The sequence below is a fragment of the Paraglaciecola sp. IT1134 genome, assembly GCF_058068185.1.
In genome coordinates this window covers 4,761,558-4,780,418 of the sequence record NZ_CM176486.1, presented here as the reverse complement: position 1 = coordinate 4,780,418, position 18,861 = coordinate 4,761,558, and the positions used below count along the sequence as shown (strand labels likewise).

Here is an 18,861-nt window from a genome sequence, read left to right as displayed (position 1 = left end):
CGCTCACTCATAACGGGTCATACGCGTAAATACTATTATCAGACTGTTTAGCCTGTGATAAAGCTAGAATTTAAATTAACAAATTCCCCTTTAATCATCAACTACCAATAAATAAATGTAGTTGGCTTTGGTCACAAAAACATAAGTATCTTAGCTACGACAAAAAAACACCAGCTAGAATTCGCTCTTGTTATCGTACTCACCTTGCAACAACCTGTATTGACAATTGATGTTTTTGTGTTATTTATCAATATTTTAACTTATAAAAACTTGATTTATCAAACATGGGAAACTAACATTTTCTTAACACCAGATGTTTACTCGTGATTAGAACGTACCTTTCATTGCCCATATAGAGGGACTCTGATTTCTATATGTAAGAACCCAAGGCAAAGGACTGAAAATGTTAAAAAATGAAATTGGTGATGCAATAAGTGAGATGACGAAATGGTTACAGAATGGAAACCTGTATTATTCGGTTGATGATAAGATATATTTAGCTGGCTTCAATGGTGGTATGGGAAATTTTGATTTATACGAACTGCCTCCTGACTGGACAACGTTGATTGTCGAAAGTGAAACCTCAGAACAATCATCTAGCGCAGCGGTGATAGGCGAGCTAAGGTCTAACAACCCGAAAAACAATGATTTTCAAGGTTACTTTGTAAAAATTTCAAAAGTTACCCATGTACAGTTTTACGAAATTCCGTAAGGTAAATGTGGTAGTCAAGTAAACTGTAGTAACTCACATTTAATCTGACGCTTTGAGTCGATAGATTCCGACCTACAACGACAGTCTGTTATGAGCGAATACCCGCCATTCGCTTACACTTGAAAATGACCGTTACAACTCCAAAAGTGGGCCTTAGTGGCAATATGATATATTTAGTATTGACAGAAAGTCCATAGACGTTAATCGGATTATTTAACACTATTTACAACAGTGTTAAATATAATTTGACAAACACCGAACATGACCTAGAGTGATTTTTTTACTCTATTTCTTTTATTCAAACAGGGAGTTTCAACAATGAGCAAGGTACTGCGTTTTAATATTCTAGTCTCTTTACTTTCAAGTTTTTTACTGTGTTCACCGGCAAACGCATCAAGCTATGAGGTGTTGATGTGTAATACGTGCACCTATGAGTTTCAATTTGAAACAATTGCAAAATCTAGGGTGAATGGAGGGTTGTCGCAACACCAGTTGCTCTCCCTAGTGAGGTAAGCAATGCGATTACTACTTACCATTCTATAGAGCAATCCTTTTCTAATAGTTTAAGTACTTTTAATTTTAACCTTTATCCGTCTGGTGTATCAGCTAAATCTATTGGAGGGGCCACTAACGGATGCGGTGCAGAAGGGGGGTAATGGAATGACGCAATACCTCAACATCCGTTCGTGTCCGCTTGTAATACACATGACACTTGTTATGGAAGTACCACGGGTAAGTCTGTGTGTGATGCTGCTTTCTTGGAAGACATGCATAGAATCATTCCAGCAACCTCTGCAATATACGCTCTGGGTGACACTGTTAGTGAGGCTCTCTTGTCTGCACTCTATGAAACACAAGCACACCTTTACTATACACTTGTTTCAACAACTAAACTTGGAGAAGATGCATATTGTGCAGCTACCCAAAGTACAACAGCTGCGGAATGCGCTCCTGAGTCTGTTAATGTGACCCCAAGTCCAGAATACTTTATTGGCGATGTGTATACAGATTTCCCTAGGGGTTATCGTATTCGCTGCCAGCTTTGGAGGTTTCCAAATGGTTCGGGTGGTTACTATTACTTGGAATTGCACTGTAAATCATCCTACTAGCCTAGCTACGCGGTTTAAATAGGTCGTTTTTCATATTTTGAGGAGATTGCTATCTCACCTTTTTTGCTATTAGTTATGGCGCCAGTATTGGGGTTAATGCTTGGTTTGACGCGAATATTAAGTTTACGTTACGTTGGCATTGCTGTGCCTTATATTTTGGTGTTTTTATTACAAATTTTTTACTATGACTTGTATGAGCCTGGAGGAGGCGCACCATTAATTGGAGTTCTTTATTTTACTTTAGCAACTCCTTTTGCAATTCTTTATTGGTTTGCATTCGGATTTAGCATGAAATATAAAGATAATAAATTCAGGAAATAGCAACTCGTATTTTTACAAGTAAAAACAGTGAAAAGCTCACGTACCCACGAACTCTTACATACAATTCGACAGAGTATATGTCATGCTTATAGCGTGACATAGTACGCCCTTGTGAATAACTCTCGTTTAACGTTATTGCCAATATTATTAAATTTCAGTTAACCTAACAAACAGTTTTGATTAACAGCCGTGCCAATCATCGAACGGCTCCTTAAGGCACATGGGAGACGGATAGCGACTGGCTTTTGTGAGCGAAAAGCAGCCATTGATTCATCATGAATATTTGCTCTACCTTTCTAGTTTAAATAACCAATTTATTTATTGCTCAATTTGCAGCAATGATATTACCCATTTTTGCAGCGCATCTTCACTGTAACGTGGATGCCATGCAGCAATAACATCAAATTTATCTGGTGACTGTTCAAGGTTAATCTCTATCAAGTCTAAGCCTGCTATTGCTCTCGAAGGTAAAAATGCTATTGAATCCGTAGTTTCTAGGTACATTGGCACGATAGAAAAGCACGGTGCTGACACCACAATATTTCGTTTTAAACCGAATGTCTTGAACCAGTCATCAATAGAGCCTTTGAAATTTGGCCTAGAAGGCGAAGCAATAATGCTTGGGTAGCTTGCAATTTCAGCAAGCGAAGGTTTCTTCTGTACGATAGATGCATTTGGTGAGGCCACGCATACATGATGTTCTTCAAAGAGTTTCACGATAGGATAGTTATCTGGAATATAGTCAGGAAATGCGATTGCCAAGTTAACTTTGCCACTTTCCATTAATTCATGAATTTTATCTAATTCAAAATCACGAACGATTAACTTTAACTTAGGGGATTGTTTTCTGAGTATTGAGATTAACGACGGTAACACTACCTGTTGGGCATAATCGGTTGCAGCAATAACAAAAGTGCCTGTGATTGTCTTTGGATCAAAGTTTGTCGGCGATAAGAGTGCGGTAAAATCAATTAATAGTTTGTCTACGCCTATAGATAAAGCTTCAGCAAATGGTGTTGGCACAAAACCACTAGTTTTTCTAAGAAACAATCTATCATCAAAAACATCACGTAACTTTTTCAAGTGTTCGCTCACAGCTTGTTGAGTTAGTCCCAATTGGTTTGCAGCTTTTGATGCGTTTTGTTCTCGTATTAGGGCCTGAAAGACCCTTAATTGTTTAAGATCTAATCGGTCTAACTTACTCATACTTATCTACTATTACTTTTTGCTATTTACGGAAATGTAGCATATAACAAAATTTTCTTGTATCACTAACAATAAGTGTTTGTTTCTATTTGTTTAGCAAGTCCTTTAACATTCATCCATCAAATCAATTTAATCAAATTGGTAAAAGTTAAAAGAGAGAATCAAATGAAAACAGTTATTTTAATCGGTGCTTTAGGAAAAATGGGTCAAGCGGCATTAACTGGTTTAGGCAACCACAAAGTTATCACTGCTGGACGGTCTGGTGATGTTGACCATACTGTCGATATTACCAATGAACAATCGATAAGATCTTTATATGAAACAGTCGGTCACTTCGATGCTGTTGTTAATACTGTAGGTTTTTGTGAATACGCTAGATTTACCGAGATGACTGAAGCACAGTGGATGACAACAGTGATGAGTAAAATGATGGGACAAATAAATTTAGTCCGAATTGGTCAAGAGTACATTGCTGATAGTGGGTCATTTACCTTGGTTAGTGGTATTTTAAATACCAAACCAATTCCATTTGCTATTGCAGATGCAACTACAAGTGGTGCAATTGATACTTTTGTAAAAATAGTTTCTTTAGAGATGCCTAGAAATACTCGTATCAATGTTGTGAACCCAACGGTATTAGCTGAAGCATGGGATGTATACGGTGAAATGATGGCTGGTTTTCAGCCTGTTCCTAGCACATTAGTAGGTAAAGCTTTTGAACGTTCGGTAGATGGATTTATTAACGGCGAAGTTATTTTTGTTGATGCATAATATTTATAGTGTAAAAGCCTACGATGAAAGGATTGTCCTTTTTCAATGTCCAAAAAAAGCCCCCTGTCAAAGTGGGCTTTAAATAGCTATTAAACATCTTATTTACTCAAATCATCAGGGCGCTCCACTGTGGCATTGTGGTAAATATCCTGCACATCGTCACAATCTTCCAGCATGTCAATAAACTTGTCGAATACCTCTACATCATCGCCACAAACAATAGTTTCAGTTTGCGGAACAAAGGTGATTTCATCCACCTCGAATTCAAGATCTGGCTCGTTTTCCGTTAAGGCAGTTCTGGTTTTGAAATATTCAGTATGGGGAGCAAAAACCGTGATCAGCCCATCTTCACTTTCAACATCTGTTACATCGACGTCCGCTTCCATGAGTAATTCCAGCACAGCGTCTTCATCGTCTCCTTTGAAAGCTAATACGGCTTGATGGTCAAACATGTGGCTTACCGTACCGGCGACCCCGATTTTTGAATTGGTCTTCGTAAAGCAGTTGCGCACGTCTGTGATGGTGCGGTTATTATTGTCGGTTAAACAATCCACAATCACCATGCAACTGCCTGGGCCGAAACCTTCATAACGTGCTGGGGTAAAGTCTTCCCCGGCGCCGCCAGCTGCCTTGTCTAACGCTTTATCTATGACGTGGCTGGGAACCTGATCTTTTTTGGCCTTTTCAATGAGGCGCCGTAGTGACAGGTTGGCCTGGGGGTCGGGCCCGCCATTTTTGGCGACCACATAAATTTCTTTGCCGTATTTTGAATAGACTTTGGTTTTGGCTCCGGCTGTTTTGGCCATGGATACCTTGCGAACTTCAAACTTTCTGCCCATTTAATTTTCTCTTTAATTAATGCGGTAATTTTTCAGGGGGGATTTTACCGATAAACGACTGATTTGTACAAAACCCTTTGCTATTACGACGACTATCCATTTTAAGCCAATAATATTAGGGCAAATGTTGGCTCGCCAGATAGTCGTGAGATTGCATTTCTTTGAGACGACTCAAACAACGACGAAACTCGAAATTGAGAGTGCCCTGGGTATAAAGTTCTTCTAACGGCACCTGGGCAGACATAATCAGTTTGACATTACGCTCATAAAACTCGTCCACCATGGCGATAAATCGCCTGGCAATATCGTCAATCCCCTGGCCCATTTGTTCCACATTTGCTAACAGCACCGAATGGTAACAACGACTTATTTCCATATAATCACTCTGGCTACGTGGCCCGTCACACAAAGCTCTAAACTCGAACATAACCACGCCATCTGAGCAGTGCAGGGTGCTGATGTGCCTGCCTAGCACCGAAATACGTCCATTTTGGTCACCCGATTCGGGGGACAGTTGCTGGAAATACAGTTCAAGATTATGGGTCGCTTGTTGATCCAGGGGGTGGTGGTAAATTTCCGCTTGCTCGAGTGTACGCAGACGGTAGTCAATGCCACTGTCGACATTCACTATGTTGGTATGTAACTTGATAAGCTCGATTGCGGGAACAAAACGCGAGCGTTGCAGGCCGTTTCGATACAAATCGTCGGGCACGATATTTGATGTAGCCACCAATACTATATTATGGGCGAACAGTTCCTGCATCAGGGTACCCAGGAGCATTGCATCCGTGATGTCCGACACAAAAAATTCATCAAAACAGATAACCCTATATTGTTTGGCAAAATTGGCGGCAACGATTTTTAATGGGTCCGATTGTCCTGATAACCCCTTTAATTCATCATGTACACGATGCATAAATCGGTGAAAATGGATCCGCAACTTGCGTTCAAACGGCAGGCACTCGTAGAAGGTATCCACCAGATACGTCTTGCCGCGACCCACACCACCCCAGAAATAGATCCCCTGGATCTTGGTTTTAGGTATATCCCGACCTACAATAAATTGCAGTTTTATCCACCAACCTGGCTCTTTTTCAGGTTGGGTGAGATCGTCGTACAAGCGTTGCAGCTCCTTAACCGCTTTCTCCTGGGCTAAATCATGCTGAAAATTGTTAACCTTGAGGTCTTGTTGATACTTTTGCCATGGGGTGGGGTCTGACATAATGAATACATACTTCCTGTTTACTATTAATAGTATAAATTTTGCAGTTCTTTGCACAACAGTGAGGTCAGGGCATTGAATACAAATTTATTGTCCGCATAAATACTTGGCAGGGGTATAATATCAACTCTTAGTTTTATTTGCGCTGTTAGCCGCCGATAGAATTTCGATTTTTGCATAGTGGTTATGCCTAAAATCATGTGGGCAAGGTTAACAGTTTGTATGCAATGGTGTGTTTTGCAGACCCCAATATTGGAGTAGTTATGGATTGGTTAATAGGTGTGTTGTTGTTGGTAGTCGGCTCAGTGATTGGTTTCTTTGTTGCAAAATATGTCTACGACGGTAAAGGTGAGTCGTCACAGACGTCGCAAAAGGAGCAAACGTTGCGCGATATTATGGCCCAGCAATCCCGGGCTCATGTACACGAAACGCGTAAAATTGCCGGGCAATTCCAACAGTACAATCAAGTATTGAACGATAAACTGGACGCTTACGAAAAACAGTTAAATAGCCAACAAAGTGGTTCACAGAGCGATAACCTGAGCTATTTTGGCGAGCATGCGTCACCATTTTTACTACGGGAGAATAACAAAATCCCACGGGACAGAGACTCGTCCGATGTACAACCCCTGGATTTTTCGGATCAAGGTTCAGGTCTTTTTAGTGGCACCGAAGCTGAGTCTAAAAAGCAAAAAGCAGAGTAATAAGTCCTAGGCCGAAGGGGGAACTTTTCGAATTAGCCGTGAGTCTTTGTTGTGTTTATTCCGACTTATGCAATTGATGGAGATGTCGTACTATGAGTAAAGTTATCAACCGTTCTTTGGTTATGGGCTGTGTTTTGGCCGCAAATATTCTCGTTGCCAGTTCAGCTCAGGCTGCGCTACCGTTCTTCTCTAGTGATAAGGAACCGGTACCCAGTCTGGCTCCCATGTTGGAAAAAACCACGCCAGGTATAGTGACTATTTCAGTAGAAGGCACGCAGGTGTCCAAGCAACAGGTGCCGGAGATGTTTCGGCGCTTTTTTGGCGGTAATGGTGAGCAATTACAGGAAAGACCTTTTAGAGGTTTGGGTTCCGGGGTCATCATCGATGCTGAAAAGGGTTATGTGGTAACCAATAACCATGTTGTTGAAAATGCAGATGAAATTACGGTCAAACTCAACGATGGACGTGAACTTAAAGCTAAAAAGCTTGGCGCCGATGAGCAAAGTGATATTGCCTTGCTTAAAATCGACCCTGTCAGTCTAGTGGCTGTGCCACTTGCCGATTCAGATAAGGTACGGGTGGGAGATTTTGTGGTAGCTATAGGTAATCCTTTTGGTCTGAGCCAGACAGTGACATCGGGTATAGTCAGTGCATTGGGTCGCTCTGGGCTTAATATAGGCGGTTACGAGAACTTTATTCAGACCGATGCCGCCATCAACCGGGGTAACTCAGGGGGAGCCCTGGTGAGCTTAAATGGCGAGTTGGTAGGTATCAATACCGCTATCTTTGGCCCCAACGGTGGCAATGTAGGTATAGGTTTTGCCATTCCATCCAATATGATGAAAAGCCTGATCGATCAAATTATTGAATTTGGTGAAGTGCGCCGTGGCTTGCTGGGGATATTAGGCCAAGATGTGGACTCGGGTCTAGCTGAAGCGATGAACCTGGATGTGAGTCGGGGGGCGTTTGTCAGCGAAGTATCTGAAGGCTCTGCAGCAGATAAAGGCGGTATTCAGGCCGGCGATATTATCATTGAAATTAACGGACGACCTGTGGCCAGTTTTCTTGAGTTACGAGCTAAGATTGGCAGTAAAGGAGCAGGTACCAAGGTCGACTTGGTGGTTTTACGTAAAGGAAAACACAAAGACGTGCAGGTGACCTTAGGGGATGCAACCGAAAGTACGGTGGCGGCTAAAGAGATCCACCCGGCGTTAGAAGGTGCCACATTGACCAATGGTAAAACCCAGCAGGGTGTAGACGGCGTGATAGTATCCGAGCTCGCTGCGCGCTCACCTGCAGCCTTAATTGGTTTGCAAGATGGCGATGTGATCATTGGGGTGAATCGCAATAAAATCGATAATGTTATCGACCTGCGCAATTCTCTCGAAGAAGCCAAAGGCGTGATTGCACTTAACGTGAAACGTGGTGTTTCTACCTTGTATTTAGTTATTCGCTAACCCTAGACAAATTAATAGTAGCCTGGACTCCGGGCTGCTATTAACTTTTATCTTACAGTGGTATTCTTAATCCCTGATAATTAAGCCTTTATTAGCGGGTCCCGTGAAAGACACATTTATTTTTCTGATTAAATCGGCACTGGTCGGTGCGATCATCTCAGCGGTGATACTGCTTATGGTGCCGGATCTTAGGCAAGGCAGCGGTATGCCTATATCTCTGTTTAGTCCATCTAAACAATCAGTTGAAAAATTAAGTTTTAATCACGCGGTCAATCTTGCTGGCCCAGCCGTGGTCAATATCTACAGTCAGTCCATCGAAAGTGGCAGTATTTACAATAGAAGTCAGCCTGTGGAGCGCACTAGTTTAGGCTCAGGGGTAATCATGACTGAAGATGGCTTTATCCTGACTTGCCTGCACGTGATTGCCAATGCCAATAGCATCTTGGTTGGTTTGCAAGACGGGCGTCGCGCAGAGGCGCAGATAGTAGGTTATGACCCTTATACAGATTTGGCAGTACTTAAGGTATTAGAAGACAACTTACACGTTATCCCGCAACTACCAGAACCCGGAACTAGAGTAGGCGATCTGGTACTGGCAATAGGTAACCCTTATAATTTGGGACAGACCATCACCCAAGGTGTGGTCAGCAGAGTGGGACGCAATGGCCTGGCCGCTTATTTTGACTTTATCCAAATGGATGCGGTGCTCAATGAAGGTAATTCTGGCGGGGCTCTGATTGACAGTAATGGCTACCTGATCGGCATCAACAATGCCAACTTCAAAACCCTGGATAGTCGGCGCAGAGTGAAAGAAGTCGACGGTGTGTCCTTTGCCATACCCTATGGTCTAGCGAAAAAAGTCATGGATGAAATTGTGGCTAACGGCAAAGTGACCCGAGGGCAGTTGGGCGTAGGGGCACAGGAAGTATACGGGCGTTCTGGTATATTAATCACCAGTGTCACCCCGGGCAGTTCAGCCGATTTGGGCGGTATCCGCGCCGGGGATGTACTCCTGACCATCAATGGTCGTGCCTCAGATAGCGTGACTCAAACCTTGGATTATATCGCCGAAACTAAACCCGAAACAGTGCTGCAAATGGAAGTCAGCCGTGATGGTAAGCTGGTCACTTTGGCCGTGACTGTGGCCGAACTAGGCAGCATGAATTAGGCATTTCCAGACCCATATCCGCCTCCTGTTAGCGGCTGTTTATTTGATACGGGTAATATTGGCACCCAAAGCATTAAGTTTAGTTTCAATATGTTCATAGCCACGGTCCAGGTGATAAATTCTATCCACTATGGTTTCGCCTTCGGCCACTAGTCCTGCTATCACCAAGCTAGCTGAGGCGCGCAAATCTGTAGCCATCACCTGAGCCCCTTTAAGGCTCGATTTACCGGTACACACGGCACTATTGGCCTCCAAATCAATTTTTGCGCCCATACGTTGTAGTTCAGGAACATGCATAAAGCGGTTCTCAAAGATATTCTCGGTGACTACACCTGTTCCTTCTGCCAAGCAATTCAGGGCCACAAATTGTGCTTGCATGTCAGTGGGGAAACCCGGATGGGGCGCGGTTTTGATATTGACACTGCGCAAAGTTTTGCCTTGCATTTCGAGCTCAATCCAGTTGTCACCCGTGCGGATAGTGGCACCGGCCATACGCAGTTTATCCAGTACCGCATCCAACGTATCGGGGGCAGCTTGTTCGCAGCGAATGCTTCCGCCCGTTACTGCTGCGGCGATTAAAAAGGTGCCGGTTTCAATGCGATCAGGTAATACCGAATATCTGCAGCCGTGAAGATTGGACACGCCTTGAATACTAATTTTGTCGCTGCCGGCATTACGGACTTTTGCGCCCATGGCATTGAGACAATTAGCTAAATCCACAATTTCCGGTTCCCGGGCAGCATTTTCCAGTACGGTCTCGCCTTCAGCCAGACAGGCTGCCATCATCAGATTTTCGGTGGCACCCACGCTTACCATATCCATAAAGATATGGCAGCCCTGCAAACGCCCATGCACTTTAGCGCGTATGTAGCCTGCATCTACATCTATTTGGGCGCCCATTTTTTCCAGACCCTGTAAATGCAGATTGACCGGACGGGCACCTATAGCACAACCGCCAGGCAAGGATACGTTGGCTTCGCCGTATTTAGCCAATAGAGGGCCCAGCACCAAAATGGAGGCGCGCATGGTTTTAACCAGATCATAGGATGCGTTGAAATTATCAATAGTGCTGGGGTCTATCTCCACGGACTGTCCGGAGGTGCGTGCGGTCTTTGCCCCTAACTCAGCCAGCAACGCTAAACTAGTAGTGATATCCCTAAGTTCAGGCACGTTGTCGAAATGACAAGTGGAATCAGCCAGAATACTCGACATTAAGATAGGTAACGCCGCATTTTTTGCGCCAGATATACGCACTGAACCGCTAAGGGGCGGGCTGGCTTTGATAGATAATTTATCCATGGGGGTACTCTTTACGGTTATTCTAGGGTTGAAACCTACGGGTGGGGGCGTGGCGACTATAACACAGGTATTATTGGGGCATATTGAGCAAACGCTCACGTTTCCACTGCTGTTCGGTAAAGGTCTTTATGGAAATAGCGTGCATCAGACCTTCAGCAATTTTTTCGGCTAGGGGAGCATAAACAAATTGTTGTCTTTTTACCCGACTCATATCGCCGAATTGATCGCTGATAGCGATGACTTGAAAATGGGATCCGTCTCCTGTGACATGAACTTCAGTCAATCCAAGGGCGGTCTGTAATAATTGTTCTATGTCGGAATTTTGCATTAGGTACTCAAATAGATGAACTTGGGCCTATTGTAACGGTAAAAATGGCTCGACGTCGCTAATTTTAGCCAGATTGAGTAAGGTTGGCGGTACATTGCTCAGAGTAAATGTGACGTGTTGCTGTTTCGCATCGCGCAGCAGGTTGAGTAACCAGGCTAAGCCAGCGGTATCTGTGTGCTCAACTTTCGCTAAATCCAAGTTCAGCGTATCGGATGTTTTCTGCGCCAACGTCAGCTCAGCCAGACAATCTGGCCAAAATTTGGGGATGGTATCCCGGGTTAACGCCCCCTGAAGCATAAAGTGCCCCGGGGAAGTTTCAGCTTGTTTTACCGTAATATCAGTCACTTAGCTTTCCTTTGCTGGTTTCTCTAAAGTGATAGGCTGGGAAATTTTCTCCTTCATGATATCTATGACTTTTTGAATACCGTCCTGGCGTAATATGGATTCAAACTCACTCTGTTTGCTGGACAGCAAACTAATGCCTTCAGCTACCATATCGTACGCTTTCCATTCATTTGTTTTATTGTTTTTACGCAACTTAAACGAGATATTGATGTCCGGCCGCCCAGGCTCTTTAACAGCTGCGCGCACGGTAACCGTATTGTCACTGCCCACTTCGCGTACTGGCTGAAATACCACTTCTTGCCCGGTATAATAAGTCATGGCCAAGGCATAAGTGGTGATCAAGTACTGACGGAAGACTTGAATAAACTCTGGAATTTTGTCTTTAGGCACCGTTCTGAAATGTTTGCCCAGTACTTTTAGCGCGGAAAAATTGTAATCAATATAGGGCAGTAATTCCTGCTCCATAACATCTCTTAACATTTCCGGATTATTTTGGATTTGACCATGCTCTTGTTTAATTCGTGCGAATGTCTTGGTCGCTACATCTTGCAACAACTGGTAAGGATTCTCTTCACTTACCGCTTGTGCGCTGCCAGTAAAAATAAATACTGCTACCAATAGAATTTTTGTAAAATTTTTCATTGTGTTAACTCGATGCCTATGTGAAATATAAATTAGTTGCCTTTGCTAAACAGGAACTGGCCGATCAAGTCTTCCAGCACCAGTGCAGATTTTGTATCAGAAATAAAATCCCCATCACGCAAATCTTCAATACCCTCGATACTAAAGCCAGGCTGAAAGCCGATATATTGTTCACCAAGCAACCCTGAAGTCAAGATAGATACTGAGCTTGTTTCTGGGAACTGGTTGTAATCTTTGGATATACTCAGCGCTACAACAGGGGTAAAACCTTCGGTGTCCAGTTTAATACTGGCTACCCGGCCCACCGTAACGCCTCCCACTTTAACAGCGGAGCGGGGCTTTAAACCGCCTACATTGTCAAATTTGGCGTACAAAGTGTACGTTTCAGATTGTCCAGACATGCCCTGATTGACGACCTTTAATGCCAACATCATCCCAGCGGCGACAGTCAATACCACAAATAAACCTACCAGAATTTCAACTTTCCGTGACGTCATTTTTTTTACTCCTACTCAATACCAAACATTAATGCGGTTAAAATGAAATCCAAACCTAAGACCGCCAAAGATGAAAATACCACGGTTTCAGTGGTTGCCTTGCTAATCCCTTCCGAGGTTGGTATTGCGTCATAGCCTTTAAATATGGCGATCCAGGTGATGACAAAGGCAAAGACAAATGTCTTTATAATGCCGTTGACTACGTCTTTGTTCCAATCCACAGACGATTGCATGATTGACCAATAGCTGCCGGAATCCACCCCTAACCACTCAACCCCTACGGCATAACCGCCAAGTATGCCTACAGCACTGAAAATCAACGCCAGCATAGGCATGGAAATGATCCCTGCCCATAATCTTGGGGCGACGATTCTACGCAGTGGGTCTATGGCCATCATCTCCAGGCTGCTTATTTGTTCGGTGGCCTTCATTAACCCTATTTCAGCAGTTAAGGCAGAACCCGCTCGCCCTGCAAACAATAAGGCCGTGACCACGGGTCCCAATTCTCTCAACAAGGACAAGGCTACCATTGGGCCTAAACTCCCCTCGGCGCCGTAGCTAACCAGTATGGTGTATCCCTGTAGTGCCATGACCATGCCAATGAATAAGCCTGATACGACAATTATCAACAGGGATTGCACCCCTACCACGTATATTTGCCGAATAGTTAATGGGGTATTTTTAAGCAACTGGGGTTTGGCTATAATGGCCCCAAGTAACATCAACAATGCTCTACCACAGGCGCCGGTTTTCCCCAGCGTATTGTGGCCTATATCTGCCAACCATTGCATCAAATTGTCCCCATAAAGGATTCTTGCAAACTGTCTGCAGGATAATGAAAGGGTACAGGTCCATCGGCCTGACCTTGCAAGAACTGTTGCACCAAGGGAGAATCGCTGTTTCTAATCTCTTTGGGGGTGCCACTGCCGATGACCTTCTTTTCCGCCAGAATATAAATATAATCCGCGATCGTCATCACTTCGGTAACATCATGGGTGACCACGACACTGGTTAGTTGCAGGGCGTCGTTTAACGCTTTTATCAGTTTAACCAACACCCCCATGGAAATGGGATCTTGCCCGGCAAAGGGCTCGTCGTACATGATCATTTCAGGATCCAACGCAATGGCCCGAGCCAAGGCAGCCCTGCGTGCCATGCCTCCCGATAGTTCAGCTGGCATCATATTCGCCGCACCGCGCAACCCCACGGCCTGCAGTTTTAACAGCACTATGGTGCTGATCACCTCTTCTGACAGCTTAGTGTGCTCCCTCAGGGGAAACGCAATATTGTCATAAACCGACATGTCAGTGAACAAGGCACCGCTTTGAAATAACATGCTCATTTGACGGCGTACGGTAAACAATCGGTTGCGGCGCATGGACTGAACTGACTCACCTTTAAACCTTATGTCTCCACTGTCTGGGCGTAATTGTCCACCGATCAGACGTAACATGGTGGTTTTACCAATACCACTTGGGCCCATGATAGCGGTAGTTTTACCTTTTATTATACGCAAGGAGATATCGTCGTAGAGCACGCGTCCACTGCGAGAGAAGGTTAAATTATCTATTTCTACCAAATTTTCCATTGAGGTCGATGGTTTCCTAACAAATGATTAATGTTGGCTGTCAGACCAAGTCTATGAAGATGAGCACATTATACGTTTTTTCAAGAGCAAAGCTCAAAGACAAAAAGTAACAAGGTATATTCGAAAAATTAGAATTAATCTTAATATCACATTAGGTCGTGGGTAAAGACCCGATATCAAGGCAAAAAAGTTCATTTTTATTTGTACGCTAAGGGCATAGGCAAAGGCAGTGCTTTTTGCGACAATTAGCCATCGAGTTAAAAACAAGAGAGTATTTGTGATAGTTGAAGCGTTATTTTTTCTGTTGTGGTTAATTATTCTCAGTTGGGGGGCCGACAGATTTGTTTACGGCGCATCGGCCTTTGCTAAAAATATCGGGATTTCGCCGATGATCATCGGCTTAACCATAGTGGCTATGGGCTCGTCTGCGCCAGAAATTATGGTCTCGGCCACAGCATCCTTTAACGGCAATATTGACACCGCCGTAGGTAATGCCATTGGTTCCAACATTACTAACATCGCGCTGGTTTTGGGTCTGACAGCCTTACTTAAACCACTATCTATAGCGTCAACGACCTTGAAACGCGAAATGCCGGTGTTGTTGCTGGTGTCTTTGTTAGCCACTTATATCCTGTCTGATCTGTATCTGTCCTTAAACGAAGGCTTAGTGCTGATTGTGTTGTTTTTTATTAGTATTGCCGGTTTGGCCTGGATGTCCTATCACATGGAAAAAGGGGATCCCCTGGAATCTGAGACCATCAGCGAAATCCCCTCTAATGTACCGACTAAAAACGCCATTATTTGGTTACTGGTTGGGCTGGTGCTTTTACCCTTAAGTGCGCATTTTATGGTGGATTCAGCGGTCATTATCGCTCATCATTTTGGTTTAAGTGATTTGGTCATCGGTCTGACGATCATCGCCATAGGCACCAGTTTGCCTGAGTTGGCGGCGAGTGTGGCCGGGGTGTTAAAAGGCGAAGATGATTTGGCTCTGGGTAACATTATTGGCTCCAACATCTTTAATATTTTGGCCGTAATGGCGATGCCGGGTTTAATTTCTGCAGGGCGTGTGGACCCTGACGCTGCCGGGCGAGACATTTATGTGATGTTGGGCGTAACTGTATTATTAATAGTCTTTAGTTTTAATTTGCGTGGCAGTCGGCGCATTAATCGTTGGGAAGCGGTAATCTTGCTGGCTTGTTTTGCCGCCTATCAATTTATTGTTTTTAGTACAAGGTAAACTATGATCCCAAGCGATTATCAGCAGTCAGGGTTAAGGGTGTTGGCCATTGAGCAACAGGCCATCGAACATCTGGCGCAATATATTGATCATAACTTTGTTGCGGCCTGTGAACTGCTCATGAGTTGTAAGGGCAAGGTAGTGGTTTGTGGCATGGGCAAGTCAGGACATATTGGCCACAAAATTTCGGCGACTTTTGCTAGTACAGGTACCCCCGCATTTTTCATGCACCCGGCGGAAGCTAATCACGGGGACCTAGGTATGTTGACCGAACAAGATGTGTTGCTGGCCATCTCCAATTCAGGGGAAACTTCCGAGTTATTGGCGTTGTTGCCTGTGGTCAAACGGCTGGGGGTTCCTATCATCGCCATGTCCAATAATAATCAGAGTTCCCTAGGCAGATATGCCGATGTCAACTTGTGCATTAAAGTCGAGCAGGAGGCCTGTTCTTTGGGCCTGGCTCCCACCGCCAGTACCACGGCTACCTTAGTGATGGGAGATGCATTGGCCATTGCTTTGTTGGATGCCAGAGGTTTTACGCCGGACGACTTTGCTTTATCCCATCCCGGAGGGGCATTGGGGCGTAAATTGTTGCTCAAATTAGAGGACATTATGTACCGAGGCGGCCAATTACCTTTGGTTGCGCCTGAGCAGACCCTGAGTGAGGCATTGCTGGAAATCTCGCGCAAAGGCTTGGGTATGGCCGGCGTTGTCGACCAGGATGGCCGTTTGTTAGGTATTTTTACCGATGGTGATTTACGTCGGGTACTGGACGCCAGAATTGACGTGCACAGTGTGCAAATTCAGGCGGTGATGACCGCCAATAGCATTACCGCCAGACAAGAAACCCTGGCGGCGGAAGTTTTGAATATCATGCAACATCGTAAAATAAACTCACTGTTTGTAGTGGATGATAATAACCATCCTATCGGTGCTATTAATATGCAGGTATTATTATCCGCAGGAGTGATCTGATGGGAGAAATCAATACCCTTTACGGACCTAAACCCAAAACCATAATGGACAGGTTCTCCCGTCTCAAGTTGTTAGTGTGTGATGTAGACGGGGTATTTTCCGATGGTCGTATTTATTTAGGCAACAACGGCGAAGAATTAAAAGCTTTTCACACCCGGGATGGATACGGGGTTAAAGCCTTGGTGAATATAGGTATACAGGTTGCCGTTATCACTGGCCGTCGTTCCAATATCGTGGATCAGCGCATGACGTCCCTCGGAGTACAACATATCATTCAGGGCTGCGAAGAAAAACACCAGGCCCTTGAGGCATTGCAGGGCGCGCTGAGTATTTCAAAAGATGCGACCGCCGCTATAGGTGATGATATGCCAGACATTGGCATGTTTAACCTGGCTGGTGTGAGCATAGCTGTGGCAGATGCACACCCATTTGTGCAGAAAAGCGCGTTGTATGTGACTCAGCTTGGCGGTGGAAAAGGGGCAGTGCGTGAGGTGTGTGATCTGATATTGCATGCTAAAGGACAAATCAATAAAACTCACGGAACTAGTTCATGAACAGAGTAACGTTGAGTATTGGGTTACTGTTTATATTAGTGGTGGCAACCAATTTGCCCCAGTGGCTGTCCGAGGAAGAGAACATACCGCTGACGGAAACGGAAACCGCCTGGCAACCCAACTACCAGGCCAGTGAAATGTTGAGTACCCTTTTTAATGCACAAGGCAATATTAGTCATCAGGTGTTTGCCAGTAAAATGGAACATTTTGAGTTGCTGGGCTTTACCTTGTTCAAACAGCCTCAATACACCATATTTGTGACCACTCAGCAAACACCCTGGCAGGTATCGGCCAATGAAGGCACACTGTACGATACCAATCGCATCCAATTGGAAAACAGTGTGGAGATCCGCAACCAGGATGAGCAAGGTTTCGCCAGGATAATTCGCACTGAATTTATGGAGGTTGATTTGTTGGATAAAACCATACAATCCGATCAGCCGGTGCAAATTTATGGTCAACATTATGTGATCAACAGTAACGGCTTTACGGCTAACCTAACCACTCAACAATACGAGCTACTAAACCATGTTCAAACCGTTTATCAACCTCGTCCTTAACTCCTGGGCATTGGGCATACTGATCTTTTCCACCGCCAGTATGGCCGGCAAGGATGATTTTTCTCAGGCCATAAAAGTGGACTCAAAATATCAATTTGGCGATGGGATCACCAAAAAGTCAGTGTTCCGCGAAGATGTGCATATTAACCAGGGAAGTTTGCATCTGTATGCTGACGAAGTCGAAGTGGACGCTAGTCAGGGTGAAGGCAAGGAAATTTTTATTGCGACAGGTACACCAGCCAAATACAGGCAGCAACAAGAGCAAGGTGGCGAGATAGTCGCCTCCGCCAATCGCATTGTTTACCGCCGGGAGAAACGTACACTCTCCCTGGATGGCGCTGCTCAACTGAAACAAAATAACAGCAGTGTTAAAGGTGAGTCTATAGTGTTTAATATGGCCTTAGAACAGATTGTGGCACAGGGTGAAAACGAAGAAAGTGGCCGGGTGACTACCATTTTTCAACCGGAAAAAAAGCCCCAAAAAGTCAAACCTGAGCCAGCCGTTCAACCTAATAAGGAAAAAAAACCTTAATGGCAACCTTGAAAGCCACACATTTGGCCAAGTCCTACAAGTCTCGACAAGTGGTTAGAGATGTCAGTTTAGAAGTGTCCACGGGGCAAATTGTCGGCTTACTGGGGCCAAATGGGGCGGGCAAAACCACGACTTTTTATATGATAGTGGGTCTGGTACCTTTAGATAAGGGCGAGATTTTTATCGATCAGCAAGAGTTAACCTTACAGCCCATGCACATGCGGGCTCGGCTGGGCATAGGCTATTTGCCTCAGGAAGCCTCTATTTTTCGTAAACTGACGGTTTACCAAAACTTGATGGCCATCTTGCAAACCCGCAAGGAGTTGACCAAAGAACAACAAGAGCAGCAAGCGGATTCCCTGTTGGACGAGTTCAATATCAATCATATCCGCAATAGCACAGGCATGAGTTTATCCGGTGGCGAAAGACGCAGAGTTGAGATCGCCAGGGCGCTGTCCGCCGACCCGGAATTTATCTTACTCGATGAACCTTTCGCCGGGGTGGATCCGATTTCAGTCAATGACATAAAAAAGATAATTCAGCATTTACGGGACAGGGGGATTGGTGTATTGATCACCGATCACAATGTAAGAGAAACTTTGGATGTATGTGAGAAAGCTTATATTGTTAGCCAAGGGGAATTAATCGCCTCTGGAACAGCCGAAGAAGTATTAAGTGATCAACGTGTAAGAGATGTATACCTAGGAGAACAATTCAGGCTATAGTTAAGTCTTTCTCCCTAAACGCGATTAGTCGTCACGACAACTAGGTTGTCACTTAATCAGATACGCA

At 44.5% G+C, this 18,861-nt stretch carries 22 protein-coding genes; 12 read left to right on the top strand and 10 right to left on the bottom strand.

The genetic code is table 11. The features are described 5' to 3' along the window. The first annotated feature begins 403 nt into the window (after positions 1-403). Both AC3RV5_RS20725 and AC3RV5_RS20720 read left to right on the top strand, forming a co-directional pair. Positions 404-712, top strand: a complete 309-nt coding sequence (locus tag AC3RV5_RS20725) for a hypothetical protein (RefSeq protein ID WP_489729465.1) — start codon at positions 404-406, stop codon at positions 710-712. 1,184 nt (positions 713-1,896) lie between these two features. Next, positions 1,897-2,142 (top strand): hypothetical protein, encoded by a 246-nt coding sequence (locus AC3RV5_RS20720; RefSeq protein WP_489729464.1) that lies wholly within the window; start codon positions 1,897-1,899, stop codon positions 2,140-2,142. A gap of 318 nt (positions 2,143-2,460) precedes the next feature. On the opposite strand, the gene AC3RV5_RS20715 is transcribed toward AC3RV5_RS20720, so the two are convergent. Then, entirely contained in the window at positions 2,461-3,348 is an 888-nt protein-coding gene (locus tag AC3RV5_RS20715; protein WP_489729463.1) for a LysR family transcriptional regulator, read from the bottom strand. Positions 3,349-3,513: 165 nt separating this feature from the next. Between AC3RV5_RS20715 and AC3RV5_RS20710 the strand changes: the two genes are divergently transcribed. Beyond that, positions 3,514-4,119 (top strand): short chain dehydrogenase, encoded by a 606-nt coding sequence (locus AC3RV5_RS20710; protein ID WP_489729462.1) that lies wholly within the window; start codon positions 3,514-3,516, stop codon positions 4,117-4,119. 98 nt (positions 4,120-4,217) lie between these two features. Here the strand turns inward: AC3RV5_RS20710 and AC3RV5_RS20705 are convergent, their stop codons facing one another. After that, positions 4,218-4,958 carry a YebC/PmpR family DNA-binding transcriptional regulator gene (locus AC3RV5_RS20705; RefSeq protein WP_489729461.1) on the bottom strand — a complete coding sequence of 247 codons (741 nt, stop codon included), beginning with the start codon at positions 4,956-4,958 and terminating at the stop codon, positions 4,218-4,220. A gap of 115 nt (positions 4,959-5,073) precedes the next feature. Then, on the bottom strand, positions 5,074-6,180 hold the full coding sequence (gene zapE, locus AC3RV5_RS20700) for a cell division protein ZapE (RefSeq protein ID WP_489729460.1): 1,107 nt from the start codon (positions 6,178-6,180) through the stop codon (positions 5,074-5,076). Positions 6,181-6,443: 263 nt separating this feature from the next. Here zapE and AC3RV5_RS20695 point away from each other — a divergent pair, with 263 nt between their 5' ends. From AC3RV5_RS20695 to AC3RV5_RS20685, 3 genes are all read left to right on the top strand, one after another. Then, positions 6,444-6,884 (top strand): ZapG family protein, encoded by a 441-nt coding sequence (locus tag AC3RV5_RS20695; protein ID WP_489729459.1) that lies wholly within the window; start codon positions 6,444-6,446, stop codon positions 6,882-6,884. 92 nt (positions 6,885-6,976) lie between these two features. Next, the gene (locus AC3RV5_RS20690; RefSeq protein WP_489729458.1) at positions 6,977-8,341 is read left to right on the top strand and encodes a DegQ family serine endoprotease; all 1,365 of its coding nucleotides are present in this window, start codon (positions 6,977-6,979) and stop codon (positions 8,339-8,341) included. A gap of 103 nt (positions 8,342-8,444) precedes the next feature. Further along, a complete protein-coding gene (locus AC3RV5_RS20685) occupies positions 8,445-9,509 on the top strand; it encodes a trypsin-like peptidase domain-containing protein (RefSeq protein WP_489729457.1) in 1,065 nt (354 codons plus the stop codon). 39 nt (positions 9,510-9,548) lie between these two features. Here AC3RV5_RS20685 and murA read toward each other — a convergent pair whose 3' ends face one another. From murA to AC3RV5_RS20650, 7 genes are all read right to left on the bottom strand, one after another. Next, positions 9,549-10,808, bottom strand: coding sequence for a UDP-N-acetylglucosamine 1-carboxyvinyltransferase (gene murA / locus AC3RV5_RS20680; RefSeq protein WP_489729456.1), 1,260 nt, complete (start codon positions 10,806-10,808; stop codon positions 9,549-9,551). Positions 10,809-10,878: 70 nt separating this feature from the next. Continuing rightward, the gene (locus AC3RV5_RS20675; protein WP_489729455.1) at positions 10,879-11,136 is read right to left on the bottom strand and encodes a BolA family protein; all 258 of its coding nucleotides are present in this window, start codon (positions 11,134-11,136) and stop codon (positions 10,879-10,881) included. 27 nt (positions 11,137-11,163) lie between these two features. Continuing rightward, positions 11,164-11,481 (bottom strand): STAS domain-containing protein, encoded by a 318-nt coding sequence (locus tag AC3RV5_RS20670; RefSeq protein ID WP_489729454.1) that lies wholly within the window; start codon positions 11,479-11,481, stop codon positions 11,164-11,166. Next, a complete protein-coding gene (locus AC3RV5_RS20665; RefSeq protein WP_489729453.1) occupies positions 11,482-12,123 on the bottom strand; it encodes an MlaC/ttg2D family ABC transporter substrate-binding protein in 642 nt (213 codons plus the stop codon). A 32-nt stretch (positions 12,124-12,155) separates the two neighbouring features. Further along, entirely contained in the window at positions 12,156-12,620 is a 465-nt protein-coding gene (mlaD, locus tag AC3RV5_RS20660) for an outer membrane lipid asymmetry maintenance protein MlaD (RefSeq protein WP_489729452.1), read from the bottom strand. 11 nt (positions 12,621-12,631) lie between these two features. After that, positions 12,632-13,411, bottom strand: coding sequence for a lipid asymmetry maintenance ABC transporter permease subunit MlaE (gene mlaE / locus AC3RV5_RS20655; RefSeq protein ID WP_489729451.1), 780 nt, complete (start codon positions 13,409-13,411; stop codon positions 12,632-12,634). Further along, complete coding sequence (locus AC3RV5_RS20650) at positions 13,411-14,208, bottom strand: ATP-binding cassette domain-containing protein (protein WP_489729450.1); 798 nt, start codon at positions 14,206-14,208, stop codon at positions 13,411-13,413. The genes mlaE and AC3RV5_RS20650 overlap by 1 nt, the downstream gene beginning before the upstream one ends. 277 nt (positions 14,209-14,485) lie before the next feature. Between AC3RV5_RS20650 and AC3RV5_RS20645 the strand changes: the two genes are divergently transcribed. The 6 genes from AC3RV5_RS20645 to lptB are packed head-to-tail and all read left to right on the top strand — an operon-like array spanning position 14,486 to position 18,794. Next, positions 14,486-15,448: a calcium/sodium antiporter gene (locus AC3RV5_RS20645; protein ID WP_489729449.1), complete on the top strand. Its 963-nt coding sequence runs from the start codon at positions 14,486-14,488 to the stop codon at positions 15,446-15,448. A 3-nt stretch (positions 15,449-15,451) separates the two neighbouring features. Further along, the gene (locus tag AC3RV5_RS20640) at positions 15,452-16,423 is read left to right on the top strand and encodes a KpsF/GutQ family sugar-phosphate isomerase (RefSeq protein ID WP_489729448.1); all 972 of its coding nucleotides are present in this window, start codon (positions 15,452-15,454) and stop codon (positions 16,421-16,423) included. Continuing rightward, positions 16,423-16,977 carry a 3-deoxy-manno-octulosonate-8-phosphatase KdsC gene (gene kdsC / locus AC3RV5_RS20635; RefSeq protein ID WP_489729447.1) on the top strand — a complete coding sequence of 185 codons (555 nt, stop codon included), beginning with the start codon at positions 16,423-16,425 and terminating at the stop codon, positions 16,975-16,977. The genes AC3RV5_RS20640 and kdsC overlap by 1 nt, the downstream gene beginning before the upstream one ends. Beyond that, the gene (gene lptC / locus AC3RV5_RS20630; RefSeq protein ID WP_489729446.1) at positions 16,974-17,537 is read left to right on the top strand and encodes an LPS export ABC transporter periplasmic protein LptC; all 564 of its coding nucleotides are present in this window, start codon (positions 16,974-16,976) and stop codon (positions 17,535-17,537) included. The genes kdsC and lptC overlap by 4 nt, the downstream gene beginning before the upstream one ends. A 40-nt stretch (positions 17,538-17,577) precedes the next feature. Further along, a complete protein-coding gene (gene lptA, locus AC3RV5_RS20625) occupies positions 17,578-18,069 on the top strand; it encodes a lipopolysaccharide transport periplasmic protein LptA (protein WP_489732225.1) in 492 nt (163 codons plus the stop codon). Continuing rightward, complete coding sequence (lptB, locus tag AC3RV5_RS20620; protein WP_489729445.1) at positions 18,069-18,794, top strand: LPS export ABC transporter ATP-binding protein; 726 nt, start codon at positions 18,069-18,071, stop codon at positions 18,792-18,794. The genes lptA and lptB overlap by 1 nt, the downstream gene beginning before the upstream one ends. The last annotated feature ends 67 nt before the right edge of the window (positions 18,795-18,861 follow it).